The sequence below is a fragment of the Pseudomonas urmiensis genome, from assembly GCF_014268815.2.
GTDB classification, from domain to species: Bacteria; Pseudomonadota; Gammaproteobacteria; order Pseudomonadales; family Pseudomonadaceae; genus Aquipseudomonas; species Aquipseudomonas urmiensis.
Genome location: NZ_JABWRE020000001.1, coordinates 683530 through 699724 on the forward strand (window position 1 = coordinate 683530; position 16195 = coordinate 699724).

Sequence of the window (16195 nt, forward strand, 5' to 3'; positions counted from 1 at the left end):
AGGTCCATGAAATGACAAGAATAACTTCGCTGCCTGCCGATGACGCCTCCTGTGGCTGGTTCCACCTGAGCAAGCCCCGTCAGCCCCGGCCCGCCCACAGTGGCCAGAGCAAAGCCCGCTGGGTGGTGGTCGGCGCCGGTTTCACCGGCCTTGCTGCCGCGCGGCAACTGGCAGCGAACTTTCCCGATGACCAGATCGTGCTGATCGAGGCCCAGCAGGTCGGCTTTGGCACCTCCGGGCGCAATGCCGGCTTTGCCATCGACCTGCCGCATGACATCGGCGCCGAGGACTACATTGGCGACATCGGCATCGCCAAGACCGTTCTCAAGCTCAATCTGGGCGGCCAGTCTTACCTCAAGGCGCTGGTCGAGCGCTATGCCATCGACTGCCAGTTCAAACACTGCGGCAAATACCAGGCGGCAGTCGAAGATCGCGGCATCGCCGTGTTGGAAGCCTATCGCCGGGGGCTGGACAAGCTCGATCAACCTTACCAGATGATCGATGGACGCGATTTGCCCGAGCACATTGGCACCGATTTCTACCGCAAGGGCCTGTTTACCCCAGGCACCGCGCTGATCCAGCCGGCGGCGTTGGTCAAAGGTCTGGCCGACAACTTGCCGAGCAACGTTGCGCTGTACGAGAACACCCCAATCCTTGATGTCGAATATGGCGACAAGGTGCTCTTGCGCCATGCCAATGGCTCGATCATCGCCGACAACCTGGTGCTGACCACCAACGCCTTTGGCATGAGCTTTGGCTTTCTCAAAGGGCGCATGCTGCCGGTGTTCACCTATGCCAGCATCACCCGCCCGCTGAGCGAGGACGAACAGGCGCGCCTGGGCGGCAAGCCCTACTGGGGCGTGATTCCGGCGGACCCATTCGGCACCACCTTGCGCCGCACGGTCGACAACCGCCTGCTGATTCGCAACAGCTTCAGCTACAACCCCGATGGGCGCAGCAATGGCAAATACCTGCAACGGTTCGTCGAGCGTCACCGCGCGTCGTTCGCCCGGCGTTTCCCGATGTTGCCCGAGGTCGACTTTGACTATACCTGGGGCGGTGCATTGGCCCTGTCGCGTAATCACATGGGCTTCTTCGGCAAGTTGGCGCCGAATGTATTTGCTGCGCTGTGCTGCAATGGTCTTGGTGTTACCCGCGGTACGGTGACCGGCAAACTCTTGGCCGATTGGCTGGCGGGCCAAAGCAATGAGTTGATCGACTTCTTGCTGAATGCTCCAGGGCCCTCTGCCAATCCACCGCAGCCCTTGGTATCGCTGGGCTTGAACCTGAATCTGATGTGGGGGCAATACCGCGCCGGAAAAGAAAGCTGAGCCATCGATAAGTTAACGATTCACGTGCAATTGGCTGGGGCTTAGTTACCCGGCACGGGCGCCCTTTGCCCAGACAAAGATGATCGAGGCGGGTAGTCGATCGAACGAGGCTGAAGGCAGTTTTCAGTGTCGCGCACGCGCTCGCCTTGAATAAGTGCACTACAGAAGTGGTAGGAACAATAATGACAAGTCCGAATATTTCCGTTGAAGATGTACCGCTCAATCGCTTTCACCAGTTGCTGACCGTGCGCTCCGGCGGTGGCTCGTTCGTCGATGGCTATGTACTGAGCATTATTGGCGTGGCCCTGGTGCAGATGTCCGCCGGCTTGAACCTGAGCAGTTTCTGGCAAGGCATGATCGCTGCGTCGGCGCTGATCGGGATCTTCTTTGGTGGCTTTTTCGGCGGTTGGCTGACCGACCGCTTTGGCCGCAAACGGGTGTTCTTCGTGGGCCCGGTGCTGTTCATGCTGGCCTCGCTCAGCCAGTTCTGGGTCGAGTCGGCGCTGGTGCTGTTCTTGCTGCGCTTTGCCATCGGCATCGCGGTGGGCATCGAGTACCCGGTGGCGACCTCGCTGCTGGTGGAGTTCTTGCCCAAGAAGAACCGCGGCCCGCGCCTGGCTACCCTGACCATTCTCTGGTTTGCCGGGGCGGCGTTCGCCTATGTCATCGGCGATCTGCTTTTGCGCCACGGCGGCGAGGAGTCCTGGCGCCTGGTGCTGGCCAGCCCGGTGGTGATCGGCGCGCTGCTGTTCGTGCTACGCATGGGCACCCCGGAATCGCCACGCTGGCTGCTGAGCAAAGGCCGTGCGGCCGAGGCTGAGGCGGTGATCAAGCAGGTCTACGGCAGTGATTTCTCCCTGCGCAACCTGCCTGAAGAGCCCAAGCAGACGAAACTCTCGTTGCTCAGCCTGCTGCACTCAGGCTACGGCAAACGCATGCTGTTCGTAGCGATGTTCTGGACCTGTTCGGTCATCCCGGTGTTCGCCGTGTATGCCTTCGCGCCCAAGGTGCTGGCCGCGCTCAACCTCAAGGGCGACTGGGCTTCGTTCGGTTCGGTGGCGATCACGTTCCTGTTCGTGGTCGGCTGCATCATCGCCACCCGCCTGATCAACGGCATGGGCCGGCGGCGCATGCTGATCAACAGCTTTGCCTGCTCGGGCATGGCGCTGCTGGGCCTGGCGGCATTCCACGCCGGCTCCGAGCTGCTGATCCTCGGCTTGTTTGGCGCCTACGCGCTGTTCATCGGCGGCGCGCAGGTGCTGCAGCTGGTGTATCCGAACGAGCTGTTCCCCACTGAAATTCGTGCAGGCGCGGTCGGCGTGGGCACCTCGCTGTCGCGGGTCGGCGCTGCCATCGGCACCTGGCTGGTGCCGATGGCGCTGGATAGCTACGGCATCGCTTTCACCATGTACGCCGCGGCCATCGTCACCTTCATTGGCCTGGCGTTCTCTGTCGCGCTGGCGCCGGAAACCCGTTCGCTGAACCTGCAGCAAGCTGCATCGCTGGGCTGAATCACCACCACGGCGTGGCGCTGATCGAGCGCTGCGGCCTGAACAAAACTGATCGTTGCATTGGAGAACTCACCGTGAAATTCGAAGGCATCTATACCCCGGCAATCACTCCGCTGGCCGCGGACGGCTCGATCGACAAGGCGGCGTTCGCCGACGTTCTTGAGTACCTGGTCGACTCAAAGATTCATGGCGTCATCATCGGCGGTTCCACCGGCGAGTACTACGCGCATACCTCCCAGGAGCGCATCGAGCTGGCCGCCCAGGCCAAGGACGTGCTCAACGGCCGCCTGCCGCTGATCGTCGGCACCGGTGGCATCCGCACCGAAGACGCGGTGGCCTTTGCCAAGCACGCCAAAGAGATCAAGGCTGATGCGTTGTTGGTCGGCACGCCGCCGTACGCCCTGCCGACTCAGCAGGAGATCGCTCAACACGTCAAAGCCGTTGACGCAGCTGCCGGCCTGCCGATCATGCTCTACAACTACCCAGGCCGCATGAGCGTGAGCATGGGCGAGGAATTCTTCGATGCCGTGGCGGATGTGAAGAACATCGTCGCCATCAAGGAAAGCTCCGGTGACATGGGCCAGCTGCACCGCCTGGCCATCCAGCGCCCGAACATCCAGCTGTCGTGCGGCTGGGACGACCAGGCCCTGGAGTTCTTCGCTTGGGGCGCCCAGAGCTGGGTGTGCGCCGGCTCCAACTTCATCCCGCGCGAGCACGTGGCCCTGTATGAGGCGTGCGTGATCGACAAGGACTTCGACAAAGGCCGGCGCATCATGGGCGCGATGATGCCGCTGATGGACTTCCTCGAAGGTGGCAAGTTCGTCCAGTCGATCAAGTACGGCGTGGCCCTGAACGGCCTGAGCACCGGTGGCGTGCGCAAGCCGCTGTCCGAGCTGGACGCTGCCGAGAAGCAAGCGCTTGAGCGCGTCGTGAACGAACTCAAGCGCAACATCGCACAGATCACCGGGGGAGCCTGACCATGGCCCAATTGCTGAGCAAGGACCAATACGCGGCCATCGCCGCCGACCTGCAACTGCGTACCCAGGCGTTCATCGACGGTGAGTTCCGTGATGCCATCTCGGGCCGCACCTTCGTCACCACCAACCCGGCCACCGGCAAGCAGCTGGCCGAAGTCGCCGCCTGCGACGTGCAGGACGTGGTTGTCGCCGTGGCGGCCGCCAAGCGCGTGTTCGAAGACGGTTCTTGGTCCAAGCTGCAACCGGGTGAGCGCAAGCACATCCTGCTCAAGTTCGCCCAGCTGCTAGAAGACCACAGTCACGAGCTGGCGGTACTGGAAGCGCTGGACAGCGGCAAGCCGGTCAGCGAGTGCCAGAACGTCGATGTTCCAGAAACCATCCACACCATCCGTTGGCACGCCGAGCTGATCGACAAGATCTACGACAACACCGCGCCGACCGGCAACGCCGCCGTGACCATGGTGGTGCGCGAGGCGATTGGCGTGGTCGGCCTGGTGCTGCCGTGGAACTTCCCGCTGCTGATGCTGGCCTGGAAGATCGCCCCGTCACTGGCCGCCGGTTGTTCGATCGTGGTCAAGCCGGCCAAGGAAACCACCCTCAGCGCCCTGCGGGTGGCCGAGCTCGCCCATCAGGCGGGTGTCCCGGCCGGGGTGTTCAACCTGGTGCCTGGGGGTGGCCGTGAAGTAGGCGAGGCCATTGGCCGGCACATGGACATCCCCATGGTCAGCTTCACCGGCTCCACCGACACCGGCCGCTTGTTCCTCAAGTACGCGGCCGAGTCCAACCTCAAGCGCATCGTCCTCGAGCTGGGTGGCAAGAACCCGGCTGTGGTGATGAACGACTGCGAAGACTTGGATGAAGTGGCCCAGTTCGTCACCGCCGGTGCGTTCTGGAACATGGGCGAGAACTGCTCGGCGTCGTCGCGGCTGATCGTGCACAAGGACGTCAAGGATCAACTGCTGAGCTTGATTGCCAAGCACCTGAAGGAATGGAAACTCGGCGATCCCCTCGACCCGGACAACCGCCTCGGGGCGATGGTCAGCAAGTCGCACTTCGACAAGGTCAAGTCCTACCTGGAGTACGCCGCCGAGCACAAGCTCAACGTGGTGCAGGGTGGCCAGACCGAGCAGGGTGTGTTCGTGCAGCCGACCATCGTCGATGGCGTGGCGCGCGATAGCCGCCTGTTCGTCGAGGAGATCTTCGGGCCCGTGCTGAGCGTTACCTCGTTCGAGACCATCGAGCAGGCCATCGAGCTGGCTAACGACACCATCTACGGCCTGGCGGCTTCGGCCTACACCGGCAGCCTGCGCAATGCCCTGCGCCTGTCGCGGGAGATTCGCGCGGGCGTGGTCACGGTCAACTGCTTCGGCGAAGGCGATGCGTCGACGCCGTTCGGTGGTTACAAGGAGTCCGGCTTTGGTGGGCGCGACAAGTCGATCTGGGCGCATGACCAGTACACCGAGCTCAAGACCATCTGGATCAACGCGGCGTAAACCGAGCATTTTGGGGCCGCTTTGCGGCGGTTCGGCGCCCCGACAAGCCCGCTCCCACAGGTACAGCGCCGTTCTGAAGATGAGCGCTATCCCTGTGGGAGCGGGCTTGCCCGCGAAGAGGCCGGATCAGACACAACCTAGACACACAACCTACAGACACATCCCGCTTCACAGCGAATAAGCAGCACGGCTCGGCAATGAGCTAGACAAGGCTGCGGCGCTGACGGCCACCGGGACACCGGTGGCCACACATTCCCTGAAACCAAGAAAAACCCGTGCACAGGTCCACTGGGGAGTGGCTGCGTGCGCACCTAAAATCTTTTGTGAGTCGACTGCCATGATCGTTTCCCAAGCCAGCGCGCTTGCGCCTGCGCTATCCCATCGCAACGCCCTGATCGTTGCCCATATCGCCGCCGTGCTGTTCGGTCTGACCGGCATTCTCGGCGCCCTGATCCATGCTGACGCCACGGTTATTACCGCCGGCCGCGCGGTGTTCGCCGTGCTGGCCCTGGGGTTGGTGGCGCTGGTGCAGCGCAAGGCCCTGTTCCATGGCCTAAGTGGGCGCAAGTTCGCCGTGATGCTGTTCACCGGAGCCATGTTGGCAGCGCACTGGGTGACATTCTTCATTGCCATCAAGGTCGGCGGGGTAGCGGTGGCGACCCTGGGCTTTGCCAGCTTCCCGGCGTTTATCGCGCTGCTCGACCTGCTGGTGTTTCGCGAGCGTCTGCACCTGCGTGAAGCGCTGTTGCTGGGCTTGGTGACGCTGGGGTTGGTGCTGGTGGTGCCGTCGTTCGACCTGCTGGACCAGGGCACGCTGGGGCTGCTCTGGGGCTTGGCCTCGGGTCTGTCGTTCGCCTTGCTGGCAATCGCCAATCGGCGTGCCGCGCGGGGCATGGATGCGCTGCAGGTGGCGTTCTGGCAGAACCTGACGGTGGCCGTGCTGGTAGCGCCGTTTGCGCTGAACCAGTTGATGGTGCAGGGCTTGCAGGTCGCGGATTGGGTCTACCTGGCGCTGCTCGGGGTGTTTTGCACGGGATTGTCGCAGTTCTTGTTCGTCAAGAGCCTGGAAGGGCTGCAGGCGCGTAGCGCGGGGATGATCATTGCCCTGGAGCCGGTGTATGCAATTGCCTGTGCCTGGGTGCTGTTCGCCGAGCAGCCGTCGCTGCGGATGCTGGCGGGGGCGGCGCTGGTGATCGTGGCGACGGTGCTGTCGGCCTGGAGCAAACCTGCCAGTGAGCGTCTGGCTTGAGATTTTGCGGCCGCTTCGCGGCCCATCGCAGGCTGTCGCCAGCTCCCACGAGGGGCACAATTGCCCATGGGTGGACTGCCCCCAACCCATCCAGCTTTCAGGCGGCAGTCCACTGCGTGGGAGCGGGCTTGCCCCGCGATGAGGCCAGCCCTGCCTACTTGAATTTGGGCCCGGAGCGCGTATTGAGCCCCTTGGCCAAGCGGTCATACAGCACCACATTGACCGTCGCCGCCAAGTTCATGCAGCCCTCGGTTGGGATATAGATGGTCTCTTCACACCACGCCCGCACGCTCTCGTCGAGCGTGCCGTCTTCAGGCCCGAAGATGTAGATGGCGCGATCCGGGTGGGTGTACTCAGGCAGCGGCCGAGCACCTTCGACCAGCTCCACCGCCACCGGCGTGCAGCCCAGGGGAATGATGCGCTGCAGGTCATCGATTCCGATCAGCGGAATGTCGTAGTGCACCCGCTTGGTATCGGTGACGAAATCGCGCGCGCGCTCATAGCGCTTGCCGGTGTAGAACACTGAGTTGACGCCGTAGCAACCCGCTGCGCGCATCACCGAGCCGACGTTCTCCGGGGACTTGGGATTGAACAGGCCGATGCAGCTGTACCGTTTGTTTGCCACGTGCCGGGGCCCTTCGCAAAAAAAACGCGATTATACGGGCTTGCCGGCAGTGATGGGGATCAGTCTTTCTTCAGCAAACCGGCCAACCCGGCGAACGGATTGTGAGTGGCCTTGGCGATGCTCGGCGTGCTGGTCGAGCCTTCGCTGAAGTACTGCTGGTCGGTATAGCGCGAGTGCTCGTTGTCGTGGCAATACAGGCACAACAGCTCCCAGTTCGAGCCATCCTGGGGGTTGTTGTCGTGGTTATGGTCACGATGGTGCACGGTCAGCTCCGACAGGCGTTTGCCGGAGAACTCACGGGCGCAGCGGCCGCAGACATGGGGATACATCTTCAGGGCCTTGTCGCGGTAGCCCATTTCCTTGTCGCGCTTGGCGTCGGCAAGGATGCGGTCGAGGCGGGCGGTGGCCGATAGGGTGGAACTCATGGTGTTACCTTTATTGTATTCAGGCGAATGACGGTTATAGCCTTGAGTCTAGCGCGCCTGCAGGCCACGCGGACAGGCAAAAACCTGCAGATGGGCGTAGCCTGTAGAAAGATTCCCGACAGGAGGTTGCAGATGTTGCATGCGATCCTCGCCGCATTGATCGTGGTTGCCGCGCCCTTGGCGCACGCCGCTGGCCAGCAGCCCCGGATCACCACGCCGGTGCCTGGCGCACCGGGCACCGCCACGCCCACGCCCTATCCACAGATCACCCCGAGCGCACCGCCCAAGGCCTACGACCGCCAGCCCGGTGCACCGCTGTTGCCGCCGATGCCCGTGCCTGGGCCGCCCCGCGATCAGCCGCTGCCGGGCCTTTCGCAAGAGCCGCCGCGACCACCGGCCAAGGACGATTAGACCTGGGCCAGGCGCTGACCGTCTTGCATGCGCAAGCGCTTCGATAGCGCCACAGCCAGTGCGCGGATGATCCGCGCAGCGATGCGTGGCGCTTCGTTGAGCATCTTTTCCAGCGAGTCCTTGCCCAGGGTCAGCAGTTGGCAGTCGCTGGCCGCCACGCAACTGGCCGAGCGGCGCTCACCGTCGAGCACGGCCATTTCGCCAAACGCGCCGCGGCGCAGCACGGCGATTTCCACCGCCTGGCCGCTGCCATCGGTCTTGCGCACCGAGACTTGGCCGCGGTGCAGGATACACATGAAGGTACCGGCGTCGCCTTCCTGGAAAATCGTCTCGCCGGCAGTCATATGGGCCAGGCTGAAGTAGCCGGCCACGGCGTGGAAGTCGGTCGGTTGCAGGGCGTCGAACAGGCCGCAGTCCATGAGCATGTCGCGGATTTCGGCGTTGAGCTGGGAGGCGTCTGGCATGTGTTGTTCTTCTGTCTTGGACGGTGGATCGTTGGCTGGCGTCTTTCAAGCGCAGTTTTTGTCGCCAGTGCTGGCCTCTTCGCGGGCAAGCCCGCTCCCACAGGGATCGTGCAGACCCCTATCAATTGTGTGATCGACTCGGCCCATGTGGGAGCGGGCTTGCCCGCGAAGAGGCCAGCACTGGCGAGGCAAAGCCCGCGGACAAATCCACCCTAAGACAACAAAAAAACCGATTTACACCACGCCCAGTTCATTGAAGACGAACGCATACTCCAACGCCACGTCCTTGAGGCCTTGGTACCGGCCGCTCATGCCGCCGTGACCCGCGCCCATCTCGGTCTTGAGTAGCAGCAGGTTGTCGTCGGTCTTGCGCGTGCGCAGGCGCGCGACCCACTTGGCTGCTTCCCAGTACTGCACGCGGCTGTCGTTGTAACCGGCCACTACCAGCATGGCAGGGTAGGCCTGGGCCTTGACGTTCTCGTATGGCGCATAAGCCTTGATCCGTGCGTAAACCTCCGGCTCCTCGGGGTTGCCCCACTCGTCGTACTCGGTCACGGTCAGCGGCAGCTCGGGGTCGAGCATGGTGTTGAGCACGTCGACGAACGGCACTTCGGCAATCGCGCAACGGAAGAGATCCGGACGCTGGTTGAGTACCGCGCCAATCAGTAGGCCGCCGGCGCTGCCGCCGCTGATCGCCAGGCGTTCGCGGCCGGTGACGCCCTCGGCGATCAGGTGTTCGGCGCAGGCGATGAAGTCATCGAAGCTGTTCTGCTTGTGTTGCTGCTTGCCAGCCCGGTACCAGGCCTCGCCCAGCTCGCCGCCGCCACGCACATGGGCGATGGCGAAAGCCACGCCGCGTTCGAGCAAGCTCAGCCGGGCGTGGGAGAACCATGGATCGAGGCTTTCGCCATAGGCGCCATAGCCGTACAGATAGAGCGGCACTGTCTTGTCCAGATCCTCGCGGCGGCGGACCAGGCTGATCGGCACCTGCGTGCCATCCTTGGCGGTCGCCCACAGGCGCTGGCTGACATAGGCGTCGGCATCGAACGCGCCAAGCACTGGCGTCTCTTTGAGCACCTGCTGAGCACCGCTGGCCAGCTCCAGTTGGCGCACCTGGGCCGGGCGGTTGAGCGCTTCGTAACGCAGGCGAATGCGGCTGCTGGAAAACTCCAGGCTGTCTTGCACATACAGGCTGTAGGCCGCATCCGGCAGCTCCACGCGGTATGTCGGCAAACCTTGCGGGCGCACTTCGATGACCGGCAGGCCACCTTCGCGCAGGCTCAGTGCCAGCGCGCTGGCATTGAGGCTCAGGCCTTCGAGCATGATCGTCTCGCGGTGCGCCACCAGCACCTGCCACTGCGCGCGGCCCGGCACCTGCTCGGCAGGGGCGTGGAACAGGGCGAAGTTGATCCCGTCCTGGTTGCTGCGGATGAACCAGCGCCACTGGCCATCGAGCTGGCCGTGATCGGGGTAGTACTCGTGATTTTCCTCACGTGGCGCCAGGCAGGTGAAGTCGGCCTGTGGGGTGCTGGCGTCGAGCACCCAGGCCTCGCTGGTGGTCTTGCTGTTGAGCAGCAGGATCAGCTGGCGCTCGGAGCTGGCGCGGTAGCAGTGCAGGAAGAACCGTCCATCGGCTTCCTCGAACACGGTCTGCGCGTCAGCCTCGCCCAAGGTAAAGCGGCGCAGGCGCCAAGGGCGATGGGTGTCGTCCAGTTCGGCGAAGAACAGCGTCTGGCTGTCGTTGGCCCAGGTCATGCTGCCGTCGCAGTCTTCGAAGGGCAGGGTGGTGATGCTGCCGCTGGCCAGGTCCTTGACGTACAGGGTGTAGGTTTCTTCGCCGTTGGTGTCGAGGCTGTAGGCCAGCAGGCGGTGGTCGGGGCTGACATTGAACGCGCCCAGCGCCAGGAAGCCGCCAGCGGCCAGGGCGTTGGGGTCGAGCAGCAATTGTTCGCGGCTTTCATCGACCGTGTTGGAGTCGTCGGCCGGACGCGGGCAGCGGTAGTGGCGCGGGTATTCGTCGCCGGCGGTGGTGCGTGTGTAGTACAGCCAAGGGCCCCAGGGCGAGGGCAACGACAGGTCGGTTTCCTTGATGCGGCCCTTGATCTCTTCGAACAGTTGCTCGCGCAACGGCGCCTGGTCGGCCAGGCAGGTTTCCTGGTAGGCGTTTTCGGCGTGCAGGTAGGCCAGCACCTCGGGGGTGTCGCGCTCTTGCAGCCAGGCGTAGGGGTCGGCGCCTGGGGCCTGATGGGCTATTGGAGCTTTAGCGGCGGTAGCGGTGGCTGGCATGAATGATCTCTTGGTGTGCTGTTACGGGCTTTGCCGGCCCTATCGCCGGGCAAGCCCGCTTGTATGGTTAGACTTGAAGGGGTGGTGGGACTAAATGCCCGATTCTGACTGTTCGCAGCAGTACAGACCGTGGGAGACATCGCCCCACCCCTTCCACCAAAGCGCCGATAAAGAATGCATCGTTTGCAAGCGACGATAGAAGCAAGCCAGCGCCTCTTGGTGAAACCCCTTCAAGCCGAAAAACCTTAACGTGGAGAACCGCCCATCGCAATGCAGGCAGGCAAACTGATCGTGGGTACGGACGTCGCAAAGGCTGAGTTGGTTATCCATCACGACGCTAGTGATGAGGTAATCAAACTGAAAAATTCAAAACCCGACATCAAGCGATGGTTGAAACAACAGCCGCTCAACACGGCTATCGCAGTTGAAGCGACCAACGTCTATCACTTGGACCTGGTCGAGTTAGCCCATGGTGCGGGTCTTGAGGTTTATGTCATTGATGGCTTTCAACTGAGCAACTATCGGAAAAGTGTTGGAGGACGAGTCAAAACTGACCCTTCTGATGCGAGATTGTTGTCCCGGTTCTTGAGAAACGAAGGGGAAGATCTTCGCCCCTGGAGCCCCCCTCCCGCCGTCTACGGCAAGGTCCAGAGCCTTCTGCGACGCAGAGCTGCCTTGGTGACAGCGCGCACTGCAATGACTCAGAGCTGGGCCAATGAAAGCCTTTTGAAGAGCGCCTTCGAAGTGTTCGTCAAATCGATAGACCGCCTCGATTTACTGATTCAGAAAAAACTTAAGGACGTGCTCCGAGAAGCCGGACTACAAGAACAAGTGGCTCGCTGCCAAGCCGTAGAAGGAATTGGTTTTCTGACCGCTGCGGCATTAGTCATGGCCTTTGTCAGAGGCGAATTTAAAAACAGTGACTCCTTCATCGCATTCCTTGGAATGGACCTGCGAGTTAATGACTCTGGGCAGACGAATGGACGTCGTCGCCTGACAAAGCGGGGATGTTCAGAGATCCGTCGTTTGCTGCACAACGCGGCAATGTCCGCCAGCAGGTCGGCCGCTTGGAGAGACCTTTATGAGCAGCATCGAAACAGCGGTAAAGCAACAACCCAAGCCTTGGTCATCTTGGCTCGAAAGCTTGCCCGCGTGGCTTTCGCCCTGATGAAAAATCAGGGCGAATACATCACCAGAGCTATGAAATTGGCTTGCCCATAACCATAGAATCTCCCACGCTGGCAGTGTTCTATCAAACAGCACGTGGGAGCGGGCTTGCCGCGCGATAGGGGCGCCTAGGCCCAAATGTGTTTATCATAGGCGTCTCTTTGCCTGGCTTGCACGAACACCATGACCGAGAACGACTATACCCTCGCCTGGGGCCTCTATGCCGTGGCCGCCCTGGGCTGCCTGCTGGTGGGCTTCAAACTCACCGGCTGGATGTGGCGTTGGCTGCGCGAACCGCTGCGGGTGATCATCGCGGTGCTGCTGCTGACCCCAACCATCGTCGATCCGGTCAAGGAAAGCTTCGCCCCGGCCATCGCCATCAGTGCCTTGGATATCGCCTTCAAGGTCGGTAACAACGCTTGGCGCGCCGCCTCGGACCTGGCCATGTACGGCATGATCGCCTTTGCCCTGTATCTGCTCTTCGTGCTGATCCGCTGGCCGCTGGAAAAACGCGCCCGCGAGCGCCGCGAGCAGGCCGAAGCCGCCGCCCAGCGCCAGGTCAACGAAGATGACCAGGTGCTGGTCGAGGCGTCGGTTGCCGCCGATCGCAATGACCGTTATCGCAACGACCCGCCGCCAGCGGCCCCTGGCCGCGGCCGGGTCGAGCCCCGTCTGTAAAGGAAGCCGCGCATATGTGCGAACTGCTGGGCATGAGTGCCAACGTCCCCACTGACATTGTCTTCAGCTTCTCCGGGCTGATGCAGCGCGGCGGCCGCACCGGTCCGCACCGCGATGGCTGGGGCATCGGTTTCTATGAAGGGCGCGGCCTGCGTCTGTTCCAGGACCCGGCAGCGAGCAGCGAATCGGAAGTGGCCAAGCTGGTCCAGCGCTATCCGATCAAGAGCGAGGTGGTCATCGGTCATATTCGCCAGGCCAACGTCGGCAAGGTCTGCCTGTCCAATACCCACCCGTTCGTGCGCGAACTGTGGGGGCACAACTGGTGTTTCGCGCACAACGGCCAACTGGCTGATTTCAGCGGACAGAAAACCTTCTATCGGCCCGTTGGCGACACCGACAGCGAAGCGGCCTTCTGCGACCTGCTCAACCGCGTGCGTAGCGCCTTCCCGGAGCCGGTCAAGGTCGAGCAACTGTTGCCCGTGTTGGTCGAGGCCTGCGCCGAGTACCGTGGCAAGGGCGTGTTCAATGGCTTGCTGAGCAACGGCGACTGGCTGTTCTGCTTCTGTTCGACCAAGCTGGCGCACATTACCCGTCGCGCACCGTTTGGCCCGGCCAGGCTCAAGGATGTCGACATGATCGTCGACTTCCAGGCAGAAACCACTCCCAATGACGTGGTCACGGTGATTACCACCGAGGCCCTGACCGAAAACGAAACCTGGCACCGTTATGAGCCCGGCCAATGGGCGCTGTGGCGCCATGGCGAGTGCATCGCCCACGGGCAAAGCTAAGGACGCTGCATGTTCAGAAGTTACCTGCGGTTGCTGCTGTTCACCTTCGGCCTGTTGGCCGGTATTCAGGTCCCGGGCGTGGTCAAGGACTACAGCCAGCGGGTCGAGGCGCATGTACTGGAGTCGCGCGAGGCGCTGTCGGGCTTCCAGGAGACCGCCGAGCGCTTCTTCAAAGGCGATTTGCAGGCGCTGGTGCGCCACTATCGCAGCAGTGACGATCCAGTGTTTCTCAGCGACGCCAACAGCATCGAGAGCCTGCTGATCCGCAATCAGTTGCTCGAACGCGAGTGGCAGGCGTTGCAAGGGTCGTGGTTGAGCCGTAGTTGGCATGTGCTGGTGCAGGCCGATCCACAGCTGCGCGATGAAACCCTCAAAGGCTACAGCTACCAGATTCTGCTGGTGCCAGAGGCGATTGGCTGGGGCCTGGGGGCGGGGTTCTTGCTGGCCTTGGTGGTCGAGAGTGTGTTGCTGCTGGTCGGCTGGGTGATTCTTGGCGGGCGGCGCAAGGCGGTCAAGGAGAGCTGGCGCTAAGTTTGGCGGCGCCTTTGCCAGCTTTATCGCGGGGCAAGCCCGCTCCCACGCAGTGCAAGAAGACGCGTGGGAGCGGGCTTGCCCCGCGATGAGGCCGGCAAATCTACTTGGACAGATATTTCATCGCATCCTCCAACCCCTGCAAGGTCAGCGGATACATCTTGTCTTCGACCAGGTCGCGGATCAGGTGGGTCGAAGCGGTGTAGTCCCAGGTCTGCTTGGGGTACGGGTTGATCCAGACGATCTTCTTGAATTTCTCCTTGAAGCGCTGCATCCACACATAGCCGGCTTCCTCGTTCCAGTGTTCGACACTGCCGCCAGGCTGGGTGATCTCGTAAGGCGCCATGGCCGCATCGCCAACGAACACCACCTTGTAGTCATCGCCGTACTTGTGCAGCAGGTCGAAGGTGGCAAAACGCTCTGACGTGCGGCGCAGGTTGTTTTTCCACACCGACTCGTACACGCAGTTGTGGAAGTAGTAGTACTCCAGGTGCTTGAACTCGGTCTTGCAGGCCGAGAACAGCTCTTCGCAAACCCGCACATGGGCGTCCATCGAGCCGCCGATGTCGAACAGCAGCAGCAACTTCACCGTGTTGCGCCGCTCTGGGCGCATCTGGATGTTCAGCAGCCCGGCATCGCGGGCGGTGTGGTCGATGGTGCCATCGATGTCCAGCTCTTCAGCCGCACCTTGGCGGGCGAACTTGCGCAGCCGGCGCAGGGCCAGCTTGATGTTGCGCGTGCCCAGTTCGACCTGATCGTCGAGGTTCTTGTACTCGCGCTGGTCCCAGACCTTGACCGCCTTGCCCTGGCGTTTGCCGGCCTCGCCGACCCGGATGCCTTCAGGGTTGAAGCCACCTGAGCCAAACGGGCTGGTGCCGCCGGTGCCGATCCACTTGTTGCCGCCGGCGTGGCGTTCTTTCTGCTCTTCGAGGCGTTTCTTGAACTCCTCTATCAGCTTGTCCAGGCCACCGAGCGTTTGGATCTGCGCGCGCTCCTCATCGCTGAGCGAACGCTCGAACTCCTTGCGCAGCCAGTCTTCGGGGATCAGCGCTTCCAGGTGTCGGTCGAGGTTCTCCAGGCCCTTGAAGTAGGCGCCGAAGGCCCGGTCGAACTTGTCGAAGTGCCGCTCGTCCTTGACCAGAATCGCTCGGGCGAGGTAGTAGAACTCGTCCATGTCGGCGAACACCACTCGCTGCTGCAGGGCCGCGAGCAGGTCGAGCAGTTCGCGCACCGAGACCGGCACCTTGGCCGCGCGCATTTCGTTGAACAGGTTGAGCAGCATGACCGGCTCCTGTCAGCGATTGCCGCGTCGGCTCATGAACGCCAGGCGCTCGAGCAGTTGCACGTCCTGCTCGTTCTTGACCAGGGCGCCGGCCAGCGGCGGGATGGCCTTGGTCGGATCGCGCTCGCGCAACACCGCTTCGCCGATATTGTCGGCCATCAGCAGCTTGAGCCAGTCGACCAGCTCGGAGGTGGAGGGCTTCTTCTTCAGGCCCGGCACCTTGCGCACATCGAAGAACACATCCAGCGCCTCGCTGACCAGCGACTGCTTGATGTTCGGGTAGTGCACATCGACGATCTTCTGCAGGGTATCGCGGTCGGGGAAGGCGATGTAGTGGAAGAAGCAGCGGCGCAGGAACGCGTCGGGCAGCTCTTTTTCGTTGTTCGAGGTAATGATGATGATCGGCCGCTGCTTGGCCTTGATGGTCTCGTCGATTTCGTAGACGTAGAACTCCATCTTGTCGAGCTCTTGCAGCAGGTCGTTGGGGAACTCGATGTCGGCCTTGTCGATCTCGTCGATCAGCAGGATCACCCGCTCTTCAGACTCGAACGCCTCCCACAGCTTGCCCTTCTTCAGGTAGTTGCGCACATCGTGGACCTTGTCCACGCCCAGCTGCGAGTCGCGCAGACGGCTCACTGCGTCGTACTCGTAGAGGCCCTGGTGGGCCTTGGTGGTCGACTTGATGTGCCAGGTGATCAGCTTGGCGCCGAAGGATGCCGCCAGTTGCTCGGCGAGCATGGTCTTGCCGGTGCCCGGCTCGCCTTTGACCAGCAGTGGGCGTTCCAGGGTAACCGCCGCGTTGACCGCCAGTTTCAGGTCGTCTGTGGCGACGTAGTCGCGGGTGCCTTCGAACTTCATCAACCTATCCTCTGTGCGGGGTGTCAGTGGCGGCCTCATCGCGGGGCAAGCCCGCTCCCACGCATTCTGTGTGTAGCGCGGCGTGGGAGCGGGCGTGCCCTGCGATAGGGGCGGCCCAG

General features: G+C 62.4%; 16 protein-coding genes. 10 read left to right on the forward strand and 6 right to left on the reverse strand.

Going from position 1 to position 16195, the window contains the following annotated elements; genetic code table 11:
• Positions 1-11 precede the first annotated feature (11 nt).
• From HU737_RS03140 to HU737_RS03160, 5 genes are all read left to right on the forward strand, one after another.
• The gene (locus HU737_RS03140; RefSeq protein ID WP_186555295.1) at positions 12-1331 is read left to right on the forward strand and encodes an NAD(P)/FAD-dependent oxidoreductase; all 1320 of its coding nucleotides are present in this window, start codon (positions 12-14) and stop codon (positions 1329-1331) included.
• Between the two features lie 182 nt (positions 1332-1513).
• Positions 1514-2842 (forward strand): MFS transporter, encoded by a 1329-nt coding sequence (locus HU737_RS03145; RefSeq protein ID WP_186555294.1) that lies wholly within the window; start codon positions 1514-1516, stop codon positions 2840-2842.
• A gap of 74 nt (positions 2843-2916) precedes the next feature.
• A complete protein-coding gene (locus HU737_RS03150; RefSeq protein WP_186555293.1) occupies positions 2917-3819 on the forward strand; it encodes a dihydrodipicolinate synthase family protein in 903 nt (300 codons plus the stop codon).
• A 2-nt stretch (positions 3820-3821) separates the two neighbouring features.
• Positions 3822-5312 (forward strand): aldehyde dehydrogenase, encoded by a 1491-nt coding sequence (locus HU737_RS03155; RefSeq protein ID WP_186555292.1) that lies wholly within the window; start codon positions 3822-3824, stop codon positions 5310-5312.
• Positions 5313-5649: 337 nt separating this feature from the next.
• Positions 5650-6561: a DMT family transporter gene (locus tag HU737_RS03160; RefSeq protein ID WP_186555291.1), complete on the forward strand. Its 912-nt coding sequence runs from the start codon at positions 5650-5652 to the stop codon at positions 6559-6561.
• A 154-nt stretch (positions 6562-6715) separates the two neighbouring features.
• Here HU737_RS03160 and HU737_RS03165 read toward each other — a convergent pair whose 3' ends face one another.
• Both HU737_RS03165 and HU737_RS03170 read right to left on the reverse strand, forming a co-directional pair.
• On the reverse strand, positions 6716-7186 hold the full coding sequence (locus HU737_RS03165; protein WP_186555290.1) for an RNA methyltransferase: 471 nt from the start codon (positions 7184-7186) through the stop codon (positions 6716-6718).
• A gap of 59 nt (positions 7187-7245) precedes the next feature.
• Positions 7246-7611, reverse strand: coding sequence for a YajD family HNH nuclease (locus tag HU737_RS03170; RefSeq protein ID WP_186555289.1), 366 nt, complete (start codon positions 7609-7611; stop codon positions 7246-7248).
• Positions 7612-7743: 132 nt separating this feature from the next.
• On the opposite strand from HU737_RS03170, the gene HU737_RS03175 reads away from it, so the two are divergent.
• Positions 7744-8022, forward strand: a complete 279-nt coding sequence (locus HU737_RS03175; protein ID WP_186555288.1) for a hypothetical protein — start codon at positions 7744-7746, stop codon at positions 8020-8022.
• Here the strand turns inward: HU737_RS03175 and HU737_RS03180 are convergent.
• Positions 8019-8486 (reverse strand): cyclic nucleotide-binding domain-containing protein, encoded by a 468-nt coding sequence (locus HU737_RS03180; RefSeq protein ID WP_186555287.1) that lies wholly within the window; start codon positions 8484-8486, stop codon positions 8019-8021. The genes HU737_RS03175 and HU737_RS03180 overlap by 4 nt on opposite strands.
• A gap of 234 nt (positions 8487-8720) precedes the next feature.
• Entirely contained in the window at positions 8721-10772 is a 2052-nt protein-coding gene (locus HU737_RS03185; RefSeq protein ID WP_186555286.1) for a S9 family peptidase, read from the reverse strand.
• A gap of 264 nt (positions 10773-11036) precedes the next feature.
• Between HU737_RS03185 and HU737_RS03190 the strand changes: the two genes are divergently transcribed.
• The 4 genes from HU737_RS03190 to HU737_RS03205 all read left to right on the forward strand — a co-directional run bounded on the left by HU737_RS03190 (position 11037) and on the right by HU737_RS03205 (position 13936).
• Positions 11037-11993 carry a transposase gene (locus HU737_RS03190; RefSeq protein WP_186557780.1) on the forward strand — a complete coding sequence of 319 codons (957 nt, stop codon included), beginning with the start codon at positions 11037-11039 and terminating at the stop codon, positions 11991-11993.
• A gap of 129 nt (positions 11994-12122) precedes the next feature.
• Positions 12123-12617 carry an MFS transporter gene (locus tag HU737_RS03195; RefSeq protein WP_186557474.1) on the forward strand — a complete coding sequence of 165 codons (495 nt, stop codon included), beginning with the start codon at positions 12123-12125 and terminating at the stop codon, positions 12615-12617.
• A 14-nt stretch (positions 12618-12631) separates the two neighbouring features.
• Positions 12632-13405, forward strand: a complete 774-nt coding sequence (locus HU737_RS03200; RefSeq protein WP_186557473.1) for a class II glutamine amidotransferase — start codon at positions 12632-12634, stop codon at positions 13403-13405.
• A 9-nt stretch (positions 13406-13414) separates the two neighbouring features.
• Positions 13415-13936: a DUF2937 family protein gene (locus HU737_RS03205; protein ID WP_186557472.1), complete on the forward strand. Its 522-nt coding sequence runs from the start codon at positions 13415-13417 to the stop codon at positions 13934-13936.
• Between the two features lie 103 nt (positions 13937-14039).
• Here HU737_RS03205 and HU737_RS03210 read toward each other — a convergent pair whose 3' ends face one another.
• Both HU737_RS03210 and HU737_RS03215 read right to left on the reverse strand, forming a co-directional pair.
• Entirely contained in the window at positions 14040-15218 is a 1179-nt protein-coding gene (locus HU737_RS03210) for a vWA domain-containing protein (RefSeq protein WP_186557471.1), read from the reverse strand.
• Between the two features lie 12 nt (positions 15219-15230).
• On the reverse strand, positions 15231-16076 hold the full coding sequence (locus HU737_RS03215; RefSeq protein ID WP_186557470.1) for an AAA family ATPase: 846 nt from the start codon (positions 16074-16076) through the stop codon (positions 15231-15233).
• Positions 16077-16195: the final 119 nt, after the last annotated feature.

Excerpts from the sequence above, each read along its gene's own strand:
- HU737_RS03170 (WP_186555289.1), bottom strand. The coding sequence starts at position 7,611 with ATGAGTTCCACCCTATCGGCCACCGCCCGCCTCGACCGCATCCTTGCC.
- HU737_RS03215 (WP_186557470.1), bottom strand. The coding sequence starts at position 16,076 with ATGAAGTTCGAAGGCACCCGCGACTACGTCGCCACAGACGACCTGAAA.
- HU737_RS03175 (WP_186555288.1), top strand. The coding sequence starts at position 7,744 with ATGTTGCATGCGATCCTCGCCGCATTGATCGTGGTTGCCGCGCCCTTG.
- HU737_RS03210 (WP_186557471.1), bottom strand. The coding sequence starts at position 15,218 with ATGCTGCTCAACCTGTTCAACGAAATGCGCGCGGCCAAGGTGCCGGTC.
- HU737_RS03200 (WP_186557473.1), top strand. The coding sequence starts at position 12,632 with ATGTGCGAACTGCTGGGCATGAGTGCCAACGTCCCCACTGACATTGTC.
- HU737_RS03140 (WP_186555295.1), top strand. The coding sequence starts at position 12 with ATGACAAGAATAACTTCGCTGCCTGCCGATGACGCCTCCTGTGGCTGG.
- HU737_RS03205 (WP_186557472.1), top strand. The coding sequence starts at position 13,415 with ATGTTCAGAAGTTACCTGCGGTTGCTGCTGTTCACCTTCGGCCTGTTG.
- HU737_RS03155 (WP_186555292.1), top strand. The coding sequence starts at position 3,822 with ATGGCCCAATTGCTGAGCAAGGACCAATACGCGGCCATCGCCGCCGAC.
- HU737_RS03145 (WP_186555294.1), top strand. The coding sequence starts at position 1,514 with ATGACAAGTCCGAATATTTCCGTTGAAGATGTACCGCTCAATCGCTTT.
- HU737_RS03180 (WP_186555287.1), bottom strand. The coding sequence starts at position 8,486 with ATGCCAGACGCCTCCCAGCTCAACGCCGAAATCCGCGACATGCTCATG.
- HU737_RS03185 (WP_186555286.1), bottom strand. The coding sequence starts at position 10,772 with ATGCCAGCCACCGCTACCGCCGCTAAAGCTCCAATAGCCCATCAGGCC.
- HU737_RS03195 (WP_186557474.1), top strand. The coding sequence starts at position 12,123 with ATGACCGAGAACGACTATACCCTCGCCTGGGGCCTCTATGCCGTGGCC.
- HU737_RS03160 (WP_186555291.1), top strand. The coding sequence starts at position 5,650 with ATGATCGTTTCCCAAGCCAGCGCGCTTGCGCCTGCGCTATCCCATCGC.